The 16888-nt window shown below is 57.9% G+C and carries 10 protein-coding genes; 9 read left to right on the top strand and 1 reads right to left on the bottom strand.

What is annotated here, in order from left to right; genetic code table 11:
* Positions 1 to 129 precede the first annotated feature (129 nt).
* The 5 genes from ACFFT4_RS14875 to ACFFT4_RS14895 all read left to right on the top strand — a co-directional run bounded on the left by ACFFT4_RS14875 (position 130) and on the right by ACFFT4_RS14895 (position 9199).
* Positions 130 to 2103 (top strand): S-layer homology domain-containing protein, encoded by a 1974-nt coding sequence (locus ACFFT4_RS14875; protein WP_378048875.1) that lies wholly within the window; start codon positions 130 to 132, stop codon positions 2101 to 2103.
* Positions 2104 to 2154: 51 nt separating this feature from the next.
* Positions 2155 to 3366, top strand: coding sequence for a sensor histidine kinase (locus tag ACFFT4_RS14880; protein WP_378048878.1), 1212 nt, complete (start codon positions 2155 to 2157; stop codon positions 3364 to 3366).
* Positions 3367 to 3371: 5 nt separating this feature from the next.
* Positions 3372 to 3995 (top strand): response regulator, encoded by a 624-nt coding sequence (locus tag ACFFT4_RS14885; RefSeq protein ID WP_378048880.1) that lies wholly within the window; start codon positions 3372 to 3374, stop codon positions 3993 to 3995.
* 87 nt (positions 3996 to 4082) lie between these two features.
* Complete coding sequence (locus ACFFT4_RS14890) at positions 4083 to 5243, top strand: response regulator (protein ID WP_378048881.1); 1161 nt, start codon at positions 4083 to 4085, stop codon at positions 5241 to 5243.
* Positions 5244 to 5323: 80 nt separating this feature from the next.
* Positions 5324 to 9199, top strand: a complete 3876-nt coding sequence (locus ACFFT4_RS14895) for an S-layer homology domain-containing protein (protein WP_378048883.1) — start codon at positions 5324 to 5326, stop codon at positions 9197 to 9199.
* A 112-nt stretch (positions 9200 to 9311) separates the two neighbouring features.
* Here ACFFT4_RS14895 and ACFFT4_RS14900 read toward each other — a convergent pair whose 3' ends face one another.
* Positions 9312 to 10157, bottom strand: coding sequence for a helix-turn-helix domain-containing protein (locus ACFFT4_RS14900; RefSeq protein WP_378048884.1), 846 nt, complete (start codon positions 10155 to 10157; stop codon positions 9312 to 9314).
* Positions 10158 to 10347: 190 nt separating this feature from the next.
* Here ACFFT4_RS14900 and ACFFT4_RS14905 point away from each other — a divergent pair, with 190 nt between their 5' ends.
* The 4 genes from ACFFT4_RS14905 (at position 10348) to ACFFT4_RS14920 (ending at position 16499) form a co-directional block, all read left to right on the top strand.
* Positions 10348 to 12819, top strand: coding sequence for a beta-mannosidase (locus ACFFT4_RS14905; RefSeq protein WP_378048885.1), 2472 nt, complete (start codon positions 10348 to 10350; stop codon positions 12817 to 12819).
* An 88-nt stretch (positions 12820 to 12907) separates the two neighbouring features.
* Positions 12908 to 13801 (top strand): ABC transporter permease, encoded by an 894-nt coding sequence (locus ACFFT4_RS14910; RefSeq protein ID WP_378048887.1) that lies wholly within the window; start codon positions 12908 to 12910, stop codon positions 13799 to 13801.
* 3 nt (positions 13802 to 13804) lie between these two features.
* Positions 13805 to 14701, top strand: a complete 897-nt coding sequence (locus ACFFT4_RS14915) for a carbohydrate ABC transporter permease (protein ID WP_378048889.1) — start codon at positions 13805 to 13807, stop codon at positions 14699 to 14701.
* Positions 14702 to 14783: 82 nt separating this feature from the next.
* Positions 14784 to 16499 (top strand): type 2 periplasmic-binding domain-containing protein, encoded by a 1716-nt coding sequence (locus ACFFT4_RS14920; protein ID WP_378048891.1) that lies wholly within the window; start codon positions 14784 to 14786, stop codon positions 16497 to 16499.
* Positions 16500 to 16888 lie beyond the last annotated feature (389 nt).

The raw sequence follows: 16888 nt of genomic DNA on the forward strand, positions 1-16888 counted from the left end.
TTTCCGATTTCCGTCATTCTTCTGTCATTGGCGAGCGTTATGCTTGAAGTTACGCATTCGGTCAAAAGCGGAGGGAGAAGAGAACAATTGGACTTAAGTAAAAGGTTCGTTTTCGGAAGGAAGCTAAGTTTGTCGATCGTTCTGTTATTCATTGCGGCTGTGGTCAGCGGGTGTATCAATACGGAGGGGGAACTCCAATTCGAAATTGACGGCCATACGCTTCAGGCCAACGAACGGCTTTATTTGCGTTTGCAAGACGGCTCGACACCGCTTACTTCGGACAATCAGGGCGGACATGCTTCATTTTCCATTATAAATCCCGACTATAAAAAGATGATCGGAGGGTTTATTCACGACTCGGCGACAGGGGTCAGTTGGGTTCCCCGGTTTGAATACGAGGATGTGTACAACAGCTCCAAGGTCTACCTCTCGGAGATCGCCGAGAGCAAGCCCCGGGCCAAGCCGGTCACGGCTGTTCAGGCGGGCCGACCGGTCGCGGACTCGAATAAACCGGGATTTGTGAGCGTAACTTATGCGGTTTACGGGAAAAACAGGGAGCCGGTGGACGACCGAACCGAAATTTACATCGAAACTTCGGAGCAAGTGGTGTTTTACGACAACGAACCCCGGCATAATGGCCAAACGCAGAGCCGGGCGATATCCAGCTTCACGGATAAGGGTCTCGTCACGTTCACGATGATGTCGAGCTTGATCGATAGCAACGAGCCAAATCTTTCCGCGATTCCGATTGCCCTGTATTCGGGACCGACGCCGATCCCGATCGTAACGGGCGGTCATGCGGAGTTAAGCGCATTATCATTGTCGGAAGGGTCTCTCTTCCCGGAATTCGACCCGACGATCACGTCCTACGCAGCCGATGTGGCCTATGGAGTGTCCAACGTATCGGTCACGGCGAGCGTATATGACGTTCATGCCGTGTTGACGGTGAACGGAACCGAAGTCCCCAGCGGACAAGCCAGCGAAGCAATCGTTCTGAACGTGGGAAGCAACCCGATCCGAGTCGACGTGACGCCGTTAACCGGCGACGTTAAAACCTACACGGTGACGGTTAGGCGCGGCGCGGCGGGATCTTCTTCCAACGGCGGAGGCTCAGGCCCGGCGTCGCATGACGACGGACTTTTGAGTTCCACGAACGGCCGCTTGACGCTTCCCGCCGGGAGAGAGGGGCGGCTGAGTCTCGGCGAGGCGGTTCGCGTATCGGTTCCGGCCGGCGCCGCGGAGCGGGAACTGATTCTCGTCATCGAAGAAGTGCTGGACACCGGCAAGCTTCTATTCGACAAAGAGCGATTACTCAGTTCGATCTTCGAAATCACGAAAAACGTTCCCGAGAACTTCAAGAGGCCGGTCACATTGCAGCTGGCTTACGATTCGGCCCGATTGGCCGAAGGTCAGAAGCCCGTCGTATTCTATTACGACGAAGCGTTGGCCCAGTGGGTGGAAATTGGCGGCGCGGCGGACGAAGGCCTGCTCTCGGTCCAGGTGAATCATTTTACGAAATTTGCGGTGTTTGCCGTAGGTTCGGAGCAGAAGCCTGTTGAACCTAAGTTCAGCGACATTGGCGGACACTGGGCGGAGGGCGCCATCCTGGAGGCGGCCGGGAAAGGTCTCGTATCGGGATATGCGAACGGATCGTTCCAGCCGAACGCCGCCGTGAGCCGGGCGGAATTCGCGATCATGCTGATGAACGCGCTCGGAACGCCAGCGGAAGAGGCAGCGGAATACAGGTTTACAGACGCCGCCGGGATCGGAGAATGGGCAAGGAAGGCGGTTGCTCAGGCATCGCAAGCCGGAATCGTATCCGGCTACGCGGACGGCTCGTTCCGCCCGAACGCGAACGTTTCGCGCGCCGAGATCGCCGTTATGCTGGCCCGAGCGTCACGGCTATCGCTGTCTGAGGGATCGCCGACATCTTTCGCGGATGATCGCGACATTCCGGCGTGGGCGAAAGCTGCAGCGGCGGAACTGAACCGGCTGGAGCTTATGAAGGGCAGGGGCGGCAACTTCTTCCATCCGAATGAATCGGCCACGCGAGCGGAGGCGGCGACGGTTATGCTGCGTTTCGCGTCTCATCGTACGGAATAGGATCATTCGGCTTTTTTCTTCGCGAACCCCTGATATAATGGGAAGATGAATGTGCTCAAAGATTTCTTGACGCAAATGGCGATTATTGCAACGATTGTATCGATTTCTCAGATTTTCAATGCGGGGAGGAGATCGGACAAGCCGCGCTCGAACGTCATCCTGTCCGCGGCGATGGGATTGGCGATCCTGCTGTGCATGTCCTTCCCCGCCTATATGGCGCAGGGCATACGGCTGGATATCCGGATCGTTCCTCTGCTGCTTGGAACCTTATACGGTGGGACGGGAGCGGGCTTGGCCCTGTCGGCGCTTATCGTTCTCTATCGATGGTTCATGGGGATGGACGCGGGCTTTTACACGACTCTGTTAACGCTTGTCTTCAGCATGCCTGCGATCCTGTATGTCAGGAAACGATTTTTCTCCGCCGCGGGAAGAATGAGAATCGACATCGCGGCGGCGTTGGCCATGTTCTACTGCGTCGTCGGCCTTATCGTCGTCACCGTCGTCAGAGGCTTCAGTATGCACACGCTGCAGATGCATGGAATCCATGCCGCTATTATCGTCGGATCCGTCCTGGTGTTCACGGCGTTAAGCGAAACGATCAATGATATGCTTCGGAGAAATCAGCAGCTGCAGGCCGAGACCAAGGATGCGGAAATCGCTTTTTTGCGTTCCCAGATCAAGCCGCATTTCCTTTATAACACGTTGAATTCGATCGCAACGCTATGTCTCAAGGACCCCCGCAAAGCCGAGGAGTTAACGCTGGAGTTTTCGCAGTATTTAAGAAAAAGCTTTGCCTTCGATCGACTCGATTCCCTGACCTCCGTTGCTCATGAGCTGGAGCTCGTCAGGGCTTATCTAAACGTGGAGAAAGCACGCTTCGGGGCCCGTTTGGTCGTGGAATACGACGTAGATTCCGTCCGACCCCATACTCCGATCCCGCCGTTGATCTTGCAGCCGTTAGTGGAAAATGCCGTGAGGCACGGGTTGATGTCCACGCTGCGCGGCGGAAAGGTGACAATCTCCGCCGTTCAACATCCGGACAACGAGATTACGATAGCCGTGGAGGATGACGGATGCGGGATGAGCGCGGAGGAACTGGAAGCCGTTCGCAAGCGGAAGACGAAGGGTGTGGGGCTGCGAAATATCGGCGAGCGCCTGGAACTGCTGTACGGCAGGAGCTTGCGGATTGAGAGCGCCGAAGGCGTCGGAACGAAGGTCGTTTTTCGCATTCCTGCAGGAACGTCCGGATCGACAGGAGGGTGAAGGGGATGCGGCTGAGAACGATGATCGTGGACGATGAGGAGCTGGCCGTAGACCGGTTAAAGATGATGCTGTCCGAATTCGACGAGATCGAAATCGTCCATATGACCCAGAATCCGTGGGAAGCGTATCAATACGCGAAGGAGCACCGGCTTGAGCTGGCTTTTCTGGACATCTCGATGCCCGAACTCGACGGCCTGCGGCTTGCAAGCCTGCTGGGCGAGATCGATCCCGATATCCGCATCGTATTTGCGACCGGCTTCGAAGAATATGCGGTCCGGGCATTCGAATTAAGCGCGCTCGATTATGTGATGAAGCCGGTAACCGCCCGGAGAATGTCGCTTGTCCTGGACAAGATCCGCCGAAGAGACAGGAACGCCGCCGACGGGAGTTTCCGTCCGGGGCCATCTCCCGGGAACGAGAGATCGCCGGGCAGCGGATTATTGACCGAGCAAGAAATGAGAGTTATGCTCCTCGTTTTCGAAGGATTGTCAAACAAAGAAATCGCCGCACGGCTGAATATCGCCGCCGAAACCGTCAAATGGCATATGAAAAACGTGTATCGGAAGCTGGACGTGAGCAATCGGGTACAACTGCTCCGGCGAGCCGAACAACTTCACATTACTTTCTGAGAATCCCCCCTGAACGGGGGATTTTTTCTTTGTCCGTTTTCTTATAAAATCAATATTCGCGAAACCACGAACGCAGGAGATGAGATCATGAATCAGCGGGAAGGAGGCGGCTCAATAAGAGCAATCGTCGTCGACGACGAAGGGGCCATGCATCTGATTATGTCCGGAATGCTCGGCAAGCTGCCGGATGTCGAAGTCGTCGGATGCTTCTCGGACGCGGCTGCCTCCGTCCGATTCGCGGAAAAGGAAGACGTTCATTTGGCGTTCGTCGATATCCGCATGCCCGGGGAAAGCGGATTGCGCCTGGCCGAGCGCTTGATCGCGCTGCGACCGGGCCTTTCGATCGTTTTCGTCACCTCGCATAAAGATTACGCCTTGCAAGCGTTCGAACTTCAGGCGCTCGATTATATTGTCAAACCCGTATCTTTGGAGCGAATCGAGCGATCGGTAAAGCGCGCGCAAGCATTCCGTCGTTTATCCGAATCGATGCGGCCGGGGAAGAAGGAGTTCGCCTCCATTCGGGTTTATGCATTGGGCGGTCTTGAGCTGTTTAGCGGCGGAGAAAGGGTGAAATGGAATTCCAGGAAAAGCGCCGAGTTGTTCGGCTATCTGCTTCTGCATCGCGGCAGGATGGTATCGCGCACGAGGCTTATCTCCGACGTATTCGGCGAGTTGCCGCCCAAAAACGCGGAAATCTATCTGAACACGTCCGTCTACCAATTGAGAAGAGCGCTGGATTCGCACGGCCTGAAAACCCTGATTCAATCGAACGCCGACGGTTACGGGGCAGATCTTGCCGGCGCCTGGATCGATTTTATCGAGTTCGAGGACCGATTGAGGCGGAATGACGGAATTGCTGTCTTCAATCCGGAGACGGCCCTGGAGATCGAGAAGCTGTATGCCGGGGATTTGTTCGGCGAGAAAGGATACGCCTGGGCGTTGGGGGAGGCGGAGCGTCTTTCCGCCGTGTATGCCGAATTCGTCAAAAAGCTGGCACGCGAGCTGATGGAGCGCCGGCACACGGACGTTTCCCTTCGCCTTCTGAGCAAGCTGTCCGATCGCAATGAACTGGACGAAGAGAACGTCGAATTGCTGCTTCGGGCCTATGCGATGAAGAAAGATCAAGCCTCTTTGACGAAACGCTATGAAGCCTATGCAAAAATATTGCGGCAAGAACTGAATATCGAGCCTTCCGAGGAGTTGCGGGAGCTGTACACTCATTTGCAATCGGCGATCGATGCCGGGTAATCGAGTTGTCATTCCTGTATCATTGGCGTGCTTTACACTTAATCAAGGATCAAACACTATACGAGGCTTGGAGGCAGAATATGTTCGCAAGAGGGATGAAACGAGTCGGCGCGCTGTTATCGGCGCTGCTGGTATCAGGCGGAATTTTGGGAGCGATCGGAGGGCCGGCCGCGGGAACGGCGGAAGCGGCGCCCGCCGCGCTGGATTGGGGCGAGGTCGGAGACCCGGCCATCACGGAGAAGGGCTCACAGACGTCCATCGCCGTCTACGACGGCGCTCCCTATGTGATGTATCTGAACGAAGACGGCCAGGTGAAGCTGATGAAACACGGGGGCAGCGGTTGGGAGACCGTCGGCAAACCGGTGGAAGCGGACAGCTGGTTGGATCAGCCGCTTATGGAGCTCGACGGGTCCGGTACGCCCTACGTCGCTTATATGGACGGGGACAACGACGGCAAAGCAACGATGAAGAAATTCAACGGCAGCGGCTGGGAGACGATAGGTCAAGCCGGATTTACCGCGGGAGGGGCGTATTCCATGTCGGTAACCGTCTCTGTCTACGGCACGCCTTACCTGGCTTATCGGGATCAGGCCAACGGATGGGGAGCGACGGTGATGAAGCACGACGGCAGCGATTGGGTTACGGTAGGCCCCGCCGGCTTCTCCGGGCAAGAGATCAACGACATTTCCGTTGCGGCGGACTCTTCCGGCCATCCTTACGTCGTTTATCGGACTATGCTCGGCATGAACGTGATGAAGTATGACGGCAACCAGTGGGTACCGCTGAGCTCGCCGGGAGCGTCGTTCGGAGGCGTCCTGGCGATCGATAACGATATTCCGTATTTGATCTATAAGGACAATGACGAAAACTCTCGAGCAACGGTAAAAAGGTATGACGGCAACGATTGGGTGGCGGTCGGCGACGCCGGATTTTCGCCCGGTCAGGTCGACGACCTCTCGTTGTACTTCGATCGCGGTACGCCTTATGCGGCATTTAAGGACTGGGATAATGGCGGAAAGGCGACCGTAATGAAATACGACGGCGCCGAGTGGATAACGGTCGGACGAGCGGGGTTATCCGCGGAGCCGGTATCGACTCTCGCGTTGGCCGTATCCGACGGCATCCCGTATCTTTCCTATCGGGAAGAGGACAGTGAAAGAATAAAGGTTATGAGTCTTTTCCGATCTTCGCCGGCGTTATCGGGGGATCCGATCGATAACGATGACGGACACGACATCGAGATTACGTTCCCGGACGATGCGGCTTGGCGTTCGGCGGTTACCGCGGTGAAGGTTGACGGCGTCGCGCTTGCCGCCGGGACCGAATACGAGATAACCGAAGGGAAAATCACGATATCGAAAGGCGTGTTGACTCCGGGCGTTGCTTCGATCTCGGTAACGGCGGAAGATTACGTCCAGGCAAAGACGTATCAGATTGTGAAGGATACGAGCCATGAATGGCATTCCGTCGGCGGCATCGTCTCCTTCGGAGAAGCCGATGCCGGGGACCCTGTGTCTTTCAGCGTCAACGGCGGAATTCCTTATGTGGCGTATTCGGATGAAGCCGAAGGCCGGAAAGCGACCGTCGCGAAATATCAGGACGGAGCATGGCACCCCGTGGGCGGAGCCGGATTCTCGGACGACGAGGCTTACAACGTCGCGGTGCACGTGGAAGAAGGAATGGTCTACGCGGCGTACTTCGAACGAGTAACCAATTCTATTTCGGCCGTCAGAGTGATGAAGCATGAGAATGGAAGCTGGGAGCCGATTGGTTCTTCCCCGTACGAAGACTATTATGCCGGCGGAGCTTTGTCCGTGACGGTGGACAACGGAATTCCTTACATCGCGTATCCGCAGACAGATGGCCTAATTGTCGTTCGAAAATATATCGGCGGCGTCTGGACGCCTGCCGTAGAAGACGAGAACGGCCCCCGGTATGCGAATATCGGAAGCTTGGAGATAGAGGACGGCGTCATTTATTTGGGATTGCATGACAACGAGTTCGCTTCGGTAGCGAAGCATGAAGGCGGAGAGTGGGGCTTCTTGGGCGGAATCAATCCCTTCGAAGGCTATTCGTCCGAGATCGCGTTCGCGATAGACGGCGGCGTTCCTTACGCGGCATTCTTGGACCGGCGTTTGGGCGGCGCGGCGACGGTCGTGCAATACGAGGCTTCGCTGGACAAATGGCTCCTCGTAGGAGATGCGAACCTTTCGACGGGACAAGCGGCAATCGTGGGGCTATCCGTAAACGACGGAACCCCCTATGCGGCTTTCTACGATGAAGAAGGACCCGCCATCCGGCGAGCTCTAAGTACGCTTCGGGACTTGACCGCGTTACATCTGTCGTCCGGCGCGCTGGATCGGGCGTTCGACCCGGCCGCGAACGAATATACCGCAACCGTGGCGAGCGGGGTCGCCAGCATCACGGTAACCCCGACTGCGCAAGCCGGTCGCAAAGCGAGCGTGACGGTTAACGGCGAACCGGTCCCAAGCGGGCAGGCAAGCCGTCCGATTGATCTCGTCGCCGGCAGCAATACGATCACGGTGGAAGTCGTGGCGCAGAACGGCGCCGAGAAGACCTATACGATCGAGGTAACGAGGCAAAGCGGGAGTGGTTCTTCCGGCGGAGGCGGGTCTCCCGGCAACGGCGGAGGAGGAGGGGGAGGCGGAAGTGTGACGCCTGCCCAGCCGGATCAGACCGATGCCGATCTGGCGGTAACGATTGACGGCAATGCAGCGGAAGCCGTCGCGACCGGGAAGATCGCCAATCAAGACGGACAAACGGTGGCAACGGTGACCGTAAACTCGGCCAAGCTGATCGAACGATTGAAGGAAGCGGGAGATCGACCGATTGTCGCCATCCCTGTTTCCTTAAGCGCGGATAAAGTGAGCGTGGTCCTTACGGGGGAGGCTGTCAAAGCGCTGGCGGAGAAAGGCGCCGTTCTGGATATTCGTACGCCGAACGGCAGCTACAGGCTTCCGGCGGCCGAAGTGCCGATCGAACGGCTGCTGGCGCAGTTCGGGGCGGGAACGCTGCCGGAGAACGTCGCCGTTCAGGCGGATATTGTCCGAAGCGACGGCGCAAACGTCGAACGACTCCGGAAGGCGGCGCAAGACGGCGGATTCAGACTCGTCGCTTCACCGATCGATTTCGAGGTCACGGCCTCATCCGGCGGTCGTACGATTCGGGTGACCAGCTTTAATTCTTTCGTGGAGCGCGAAATCCCGATTCCTCCGGGAACCGAAGCGGGAGCCGTCACGACCGCCGTAGTGCTGCACGAAGACGGAACGATCCGATCGGTACCGACGAAGCTGGAAGTTCGCAACGGAGCCGCGTATGCGATCATCAACAGCTTGACGAACAGCACGTACTCGCTCGTATCGAATCCGGTTGCGTTCGAAGACGTCGAACAGCACTGGGCGAAGGGCGCCGTCAACGGCATGGGCTCGCGAATGGTCGTGGGCGGAGTCGGCGGCAATCAATTCGGCCCGAACCGCGACATTACCCGCGCCGAGTTCGCGGCTATGATCGTACGCGCCCTGGGACTCCCGCAGAGCGCCGACGCGAACGTCTTTAAAGACGTGAAGGAATCCGACTGGTATGGCGGCACGGTACAAACGGCTTATGCCTATCGGTTGATTAACGGCTTCAAAGACGGAACGTTCCGTCCGAACGATAAGATAACCCGGGAGCAGGCGATGGCGATGATCGCCAATGCGATGAAGATTACGGGATTGAGCGAGAGGGCTCAAGATTCTTCGGCCGAGGAACGGATTCGCTCTTACGGGGATGCAGGCGAGATGTCCGCCTGGGCGATCGGCGGCGTTGCGCAGACGATCGAAGCCGGGATCGTGACAGGGACAAACGACGGCTTGCTTGCACCTAAGGAATTGATCCGAAGAGCGGAAGTGGCTGTGATGATCGAGCGGCTTCTGCGGAAGTCGGGATTGATTTAACGAATGGATATCGGACGGTTTTTCAAGAGCGGCGCTCTTGGAAAACCGTCCGTTTTCGCGTTACGGGTAACGTATGCGCCATTCACCCAGCGGTTAAATTGCTCGGCCGCGCTCAAAATGGGTCGACGCTGCGGATGCGGCCGGGAGCGACGCCGTAAGCGTCCTTGAACAAGTGGTAGAAATGGCTCAAATTCTCGTATCCGGCCTCGTAGGCGACGTCGACGATCGGCATTTGGGTCGTCAGAAGCAGGTTTCTGGCATAGCTGAGCCGCAGATGGTTCAGGTAGGCGGTCGGCGTCGTGCGCAGGTGCCGCTTGAACATGCGATTCAGGTGGCCGTCGCTGTGAGAGGTCAAGGCGCGCAGACAGTCCAGACCGGCGGTGAAATGCTCCTTTCGCTGCAGCTCGGCGAGCAATTGGTTAAACCATTGCGGCATCGCCCGGCGGTTTTCATTCCGGTAATGGAGGAAAAATAACGTCAGCGCGTCGTTCAGAAAATTGCGGGCCACCGCGCGCGCCTTCTGCTTGTCCGTCGACGTGAACAGCTGGATCTGCGTGCTTTTGGCGACCATCGTTTCCCGGTCCTCCTCCGACAGCGGGATGACCGGCGGCATCGTCGGGCTTTTGAGCGCTTGGGCGAAGGCGGCGTGGCCGATGTAATCGAAGGCGCTCTCGACCGCTTCCTTGTAAAAGTTGACGTTGACGAACCGGCAGTCCTCGCCCTCGAGCAAATCGTAGCCGTGCGTGTCCTCGGGACGAACGAACACCATGTCGCCCTGCCGCAGATGCTGGACTTCGCCGTTGACGGAGTGCGCGCATTGGCCGGAGGCGATCATGAAGATTTCGTAAAAATCGTGGCCGTGCAGCGGGTAAGCGTGCTTCGCCGAATAGACGATATGAGAATTGGATTGCACGAGCGGATCGATCAGAGCCGCCGCGCGCAGCATGGGGATGGTCATCTCGGCCGTCTCCTTTTTTAGGTTGCGGGTTTGATAGAGGTTAATATAGCACAAAAAAGGAACGAGCATCACAAGACGTTCGCCGCTCCCCGATGCTACGATCGCCTTGGAACGAGCGCGCGACCCGCTGAACAAGCGAGCTAAAACGCGTCATTCCGGTACAAATCCGATACGAAGGCAGGTAGAGCGAATGCGCGAAATAACGCTGAACGGCGAATGGGAGATGAAGAGGACGGACGAGGCGGAATGGATCGGGGCGACCGTGCCCGGATCCGTATTCCAGGACCTGCTGGCCGCCGGGCGGATGGAGGACCCGTTCTTCCGCGATAACGAATACGAGACGCTGGAGCTGACCAAATTCGATTACGAATACCGCAGAAGCTTCCTTGTCGACGCGGAGCTGCTGCGGCACGAGCGGGTGCTGCTGCGCTGCGAGGGATTGGACACGCTGTGCGAGGTGACCGTGAACGGCCGTCCCGTGCTGCAGACGAACAATATGCACCGGACGTACGAGGCGGACGTCAAGGAGGCGCTGGCCGAAGGACGGAACGACATTGCTGTCGTCATCCGTTCGGCCACGAATTATGTGCTGGCGCGGGACCGCGAATATCATCTGACGAGCTGCGCGGACGCCGTGCCCGGCATCTCCCATCTGCGCAAGGCGCACAGCATGTTCGGCTGGGATTGGGGCCCCAAGCTGCCGGATATGGGCATCTGGCGCGGCTTGTCGCTGCTTGGCTGCGATACGGGCCGCATCGACGACGTCTATGTGACGCAGCGGCACGAGGGCGATCGCGTCGGCCTGGAGATCGACGCAACGCTGGAGCGCTGGTCCGAGGCCGCCGAGCTGCGCCTGCTGGCGACGATCGATACGCCGGACGGCCGGCGGCTGGAAGTATCGGCGGAGCGGGCCGGGGAGGCGAACCGGCTGACCGTCGATATCGCCGAGCCCAAGCTGTGGTGGCCGAACAATCTGGGCGATCAGCCGCTGTATACGCTGCGGCTTCGGCTGCTGAGCGGGGAGCGCGAGCTGGACGAACGGACGATGAAGCTCGGCCTTCGCACGCTGCGCGTACGGCAGACGCCGGACCAATGGGGCGAATCGTTCGCCTTCGAGATCAACGGGCACGAGATTTTCGCGATGGGCGCCAATTTCATTCCGGAGGACAACGTGTTCGGCCGCCGCAGCGAGGAGCGGATGGAGCGGTTGATCCGCAGCTGCGTCGCGGCCAACTACAACTGCATCCGCGTATGGGGCGGCGGCTATTATGCGGAAGATTACTTCTACGATCTGTGCGACCGCTACGGCCTGATCGTCTGGCAGGATCATCTGTATGCCTGCGGGGCGTACGATTTTAACGACGAGTTCAAGGAGAACGTGCGGCTGGAGACTATCGACAATATGAAGCGAATCCGCCATCACGCGTCGCTGGGCATCTGGAGCGGCAATAACGAGCTGGAATACGCATGGGCGTACTGGGGCTGGACCGAGCGCTACGGAGAGAAGCTGCGCGACGACTATCTCGAACAGTTCGAGCGATTTTTGCCGGAGCTGTCGAAGTCGCTGGACCCGAACACCTTCTATTGGGTGTCTTCTCCCTCCTCCAAGGGCGGCATCGACGATCCGAACAACGAGCATGTCGGCGACATGCACTATTGGGACGTCTGGCACGGACGCAAGCCGATTACGGAGTTCCGGACGCTGTTCCCCCGCTTCATGTCCGAGTTCGGCCTGCAGTCGTTTCCGTCGCTGCGGACGGTGGAGACGTTTACGCTGCCCGAGGACCGCAACATTTTCTCGCGCGTCATGGAGGCTCACCAGAAGAACGGGACCGGCAACGAGAAAATCATGTATTACGTCAGCGAGTATTTCAAATATCCGAAAAACTTCGAGACGCTGCTGTACGCATCCCAACTGATTCAGGCCGAAGGAATGCGCGTCGGGGTGGAGCATTGGCGCAGACACCGCGGCCGATGCATGGGCGCGATCTACTGGCAGCTCAACGACATTTGGCCGGGGGCGTCGTGGTCGAGCCTCGACTATTACGGCCGCTGGAAGGCGACGCATCATGCCGCCCGCCGGTTTTTCGCCCCGGTGCTGGCGTCGGCCTGCGAGGAAGGGACGAAGGTGTCGCTGCACGTGACCAACGAGACGCTGCGGCCGATCGCCGGGCAGCTGCGCTGGCGCCTGCTGGACCACCGGTCGGAGCCGATCGCCGCCGGCGAAGCGGGAGCGGAGCTGGACGCGCTGTCCACCCGCGAAGTCGTCACGCTCGACTTCGCGGAGACGCTGCGCGACAGCCGGCAGCTGCGCCAAAGCTATCTTGCGTTCGAATGGGTTGCCGACGGGAGGACGATCAGCTCGGGGACGGTTCTGTTCGTCAAGCCCAAGCATTTCGATTTCCTGGATCCGGGCATCCGGGTAGACGCGGTTGAAGAGGACGACCGGTTCGTCGTCACGGCGACAAGCCGCGCGTTCGCCCGCTTCGTGCTGCTGGAGCTGGACGGCGCGGACGCCGAATGGAGCGACAACGTGTTCGACCTGTCCGCCGACCGGCCGCACGTCGTCACGGTGCGCAAGGCCGATCTGTCGGAGCCGCTGGACCTGAAGGCGTTCCGCGAGCGGCTGACAGCGACGAGCCTGTTCGATACTTTCGAATAAACCGACCATCGCGATAGAAATCCAATCGTTGTTGCGTAGTGCGGCAATCGCGCCTCTTTTACAATGAAGGAAAGAAAGAGGTGATACGATGTTGGCCGCCATAAGCAAATACAGATGGCAATATCTCATGATCATGCCGGCCGTCGTGCTGCTTCTGCTGTTCAGCTACGTGCCGATGGCCGGCATTCAGGTCGCGTTCAAAAACTTCCACATCGGCTACACGATATGGAACAGCCCCTGGACCGGCTTTGAAAACTTCTCGTTTCTGGAGGACAGCCAGTTCTGGCTCGTCGTCCGCAACACGCTGTACATCGCGTTCCTGAAATTCGTGACCGGATTTCCGGCTCCGATCCTGCTCGCGCTGACGATCAACGAGGTGCGGCGGAACGGCTTTAAGCGCTTTGTGCAATCGGTCAGCTATCTCCCGCATTTTTTCTCCTGGATTGTAGTCGCTTACATCCTGCAATCGCTGCTCACTCTGGACAACGGGCTCGTCAATCAACTGATCGTGTCCCTGGGCGGCGATCCGGTCTTCTTCCTCGGATCGACCGAATGGTTCCGGCCGATGATCGTTGCCAGCGGTTTGTGGAAGGAAGTGGGCTGGAATACGATTTTGTATTTGGCCGCGATTACGACGATCGATCCGCAGCTGTACGAGGCGGCCAAGGTGGAGGGAGCGGGACGGCTGGCGCAGATGAGGCATATTACGTTTCCGGGCATGCTGCCGACGATCTCCATCGTGCTTATTCTGAGCATGCCGAGCCTGATCGCGGTCGGCATGGACCAGATCTATCCGCTGATGAATCCGGCCAATCAGCCCGTCGCGGACGTGCTGGACACCTACATTCTCCGAAGCGGGCTGCAGCAAGGCTACTTCGGCATGGCGACGGCGGTCGGCCTGCTCTCCTCCGTCATCAGTCTGCTCCTGGTGCTGTTCACAAATCAGACGGCCCGGAAGATCAACGGGGAGGGGCTCTGGTAACCGATGCGACAATCCGCTGGCGAAAAGATCGGACAGGCGCTCATTACCCTGTTCCTGGTGCTGCTCTGTGTATCCGTCCTTTATCCGTTCCTGTACATGCTGGCGATCTCTTTGAATGTAGGAACCGATGCGGCCAAGGGAGGCGTGTACCTGTGGCCGAGAAAATTCACGCTGTCCAACTTTCAGATCGTGCTCGGCAACGCGGTCATTCGCCACGCTTATCTGATTACGATTATGCGGACGATCATCGGCACCGTCGTCGGGCTGCTGGTGACGCTTCTCGCCGCGTTCGCCTTGTCCTACAGACGAATGCCGGCCAGGCGCACGCTGCTCACGTTCGTCCTGATCACGATGCTGTTTAACGGAGGACTTATTCCGTTTTATATCCAGCTGTACAACCTGGCGCTGACCAACACGTTCTGGGTATACATTTTACCCAGCGCGTTCTCGGCCTGGAATATGTTCGTCATGCTGAAGTTTATTCACGGCATTCCCGAAGCGCTGATCGAGTCGGCCGAGATGGACGGCGCCACGCCGCCGAGAGTGCTGTTCTCGATCATCATCCCGCTGTCCAAGCCGATGCTTGCCGCGCTTGGTCTGTTCACGGGGGTCATGCATTGGAACGACTGGTTCGCCGGCGCCTTCTTCGTCTCGGACCAGAACCTGATCCCGGTGCAGACGTTCCTGCAGCAGCTCTTGTCCGCGCAGGATATCTCGGTGGTTATGGGCTCCAACAACAACGTCGAGGCGCTTGCGAGGGGCAGCAATCTGTCCGATGTCACGCTGATGTCGGTGAAAATGGCTACGGTCATGGTGAGCGCCATTCCGATCCTGTGCGTCTATCCGTTTCTTCAGAAGTATTTCGTCAAAGGCGTGCTGATCGGGTCCGTTAAGGGATAGATCGGCGCCGAATCATTCGTTGCAGGGTATAAGGACTTACCACATATACCGAAAATAGCTGACAGAGAGGGGAACAACGAACATGAAAACTCGCGTATTCGACGCGAAGCGGATGTCGGCGGGCGCGATCGCCGCGCTGATGGTGGCGTTAACCGCTTGCTCGGGCGGAGGCAACGGGGCAAGCGGCAGCTCGCCGTCGCAATCTCCGCAGCAGAGCGGGCAAGCGGAACAGACCGCCCAGACGGAAACCGGCGGCAAGCAGCAGGGCGGATCGTTTAATCTGTGGCTCGGATGGACGATTACGGTCAACAACGAAAGCCTGATTCAGAAATATTGGAGAGAGAACGAGCCGTTCGTCGACGTGCAGATCGAATCGACGCAGGGAGACGCCTCTACGGCGCTGAACCTGAAGCTGAATACGGGCGGATTCGAAGATGCGGCCATCTTCGGCCGCAGCGACGTCATCAATACGTCGATGGTGCGCTCCGGCACGATTGTGCCGCTGGAGCAGTATTTCGACATGCCGGACCAATATCCGGGGCTCGCTTCGATTCCGAAGGAATATTTGGAAGCGATGAAGGACGAGGACGGGCATATCTGGTCGATCCCGACCTGGTTCGACCAGAATCCGCAGGACCCGTGGCCGGGCTGGGCTTCTCTGGGCTGGTTCGTACGCGAGGACGTGCTGGAGAAGGCGGGCATGACGTTCGACGACCTGGCTACCCTCGAAGGCCTGGAGCAGTATTTGCGCGCGGCGGGCCAACAGACGGACGCTTCCGGCAACAAGCTTATCCCGCTCAGCTTCCTGTCCGACGCCAACGACGAGAACGTCATTCTCAGCACGTTCGGCGTGTCTAACGCTACGGCGGGCGGCGTCATTCCGGTAGAGAAGAAGGGCGACCAGTACGAATTCATCTACGATAATCCGCAATATAAAGAAGCTTACAGATGGATGAACAAAATCTATCGCGAGGATCTGCTGGACAAAGAAGCCATCACCGATAAAAAAGAGCGGTACAAGGAGAAAAATCAGTCCGGACGCATTGCGATGAACGCCGGCGGCTTCTTCAACATGGACGCCCACATCTGGGAGGTTCTCAACGGTCCGACCGAGCCGGCCTGGTATTACCAGACGATCCCGTATCCGAAGGTGCCGGGCGTAGACCGCATCGGCATTAACCAGATCGTGAACCCGTATCCGGCCAACGACGTCTATATCAGCAACAAAACGAAAAATCTCGACGCCATTCTCGCCTTCTTCGACTATTCGCTGCAGCCGCTTCCGGAGATGCAGCAGGTGATCGACGGCGGGCCTCCGGGAGTTTACTGGGATTGGGTCGATCAGCCGCTGGGCAAATGGCATTATATCGACGACAACTACCAGCAGCTTCACGATTCCGGCGACGCGGCCAAAAAAGCGAGCACGACGCCCGAGCTTTACGCGACGTCCTCGTACAGCAACAAATGGTATCCTTGGTGGAATTACGCCCAGACCGACAGCGTGGCGGGCCGGCAGAAGACGATCGACTTTACCGAGGCCATCGGCAAGATGGGCGCCATCCGGGTCGCGGAGTCTTACGACATGGTTAAATCCGAGCCGGGCAGCCTGTGGGAGAAATATTTGCCCGAGCTGGAGAACGTCCGGAAGGAATACAAGGCCAAATTGACGATGGCCAAGGATGACAACGCGTTCGAAGTGGAATGGAACAACTTTACCTCCGCTTTGGAGAAGCGCGCTCACTGGAGCGAGCTGAAGGAAGAATGGCACAAGCTCCTCGCCCAGCAGTTCGGAGAATAAGTTAACACATAGGAGACAGCCTGCCATAACGGGGGCTGTCTCCTAAGCAGAGTTTCTTGAGATAATCGATAGAAGGGGAACGTACCCACCGGAAACCTAATCATGACCGTTCGAGCGCCATTCGAGGGTAGATGTACGATTTTTTAGAACAACGCTCTCCGTTTGAGCGCCAATCGAGGGTAGATGCACGATTTTTTAGAACAACGCCCTCCGTCGGAGCACCAATCGAGAGCCGATGCACGATTTTTTAGAACAACGTCCTCCGTCGGAGCGCCAATCGAGAGCCGATGCACGATTTTTTAGAACAACGCCCTCCGTCGGAGCGCCAATCGAGGGTCGATGCACGATTTTTTAGAACAACGCCCTCCGTCGGAGCGCCAATCGAGGGT

The sequence above is a fragment of the Cohnella cellulosilytica genome (genome assembly GCF_042431195.1).
Classification (GTDB): Bacteria; Bacillota; Bacilli; order Paenibacillales; family Paenibacillaceae; genus Cohnella; species Cohnella cellulosilytica.

Coding starts and splice junctions, on each gene's coding strand:
- ACFFT4_RS14895 (WP_378048883.1), top strand. CDS start 5,324: ATGTTCGCAAGAGGGATGAAACGAGTCGGCGCGCTGTTATCGGCGCTG.
- ACFFT4_RS14915 (WP_378048889.1), top strand. CDS start 13,805: ATGCGACAATCCGCTGGCGAAAAGATCGGACAGGCGCTCATTACCCTG.
- ACFFT4_RS14890 (WP_378048881.1), top strand. CDS start 4,083: ATGAATCAGCGGGAAGGAGGCGGCTCAATAAGAGCAATCGTCGTCGAC.
- ACFFT4_RS14900 (WP_378048884.1), bottom strand. CDS start 10,157: ATGACCATCCCCATGCTGCGCGCGGCGGCTCTGATCGATCCGCTCGTG.
- ACFFT4_RS14910 (WP_378048887.1), top strand. CDS start 12,908: ATGTTGGCCGCCATAAGCAAATACAGATGGCAATATCTCATGATCATG.
- ACFFT4_RS14885 (WP_378048880.1), top strand. CDS start 3,372: ATGCGGCTGAGAACGATGATCGTGGACGATGAGGAGCTGGCCGTAGAC.
- ACFFT4_RS14920 (WP_378048891.1), top strand. CDS start 14,784: ATGAAAACTCGCGTATTCGACGCGAAGCGGATGTCGGCGGGCGCGATC.
- ACFFT4_RS14905 (WP_378048885.1), top strand. CDS start 10,348: ATGCGCGAAATAACGCTGAACGGCGAATGGGAGATGAAGAGGACGGAC.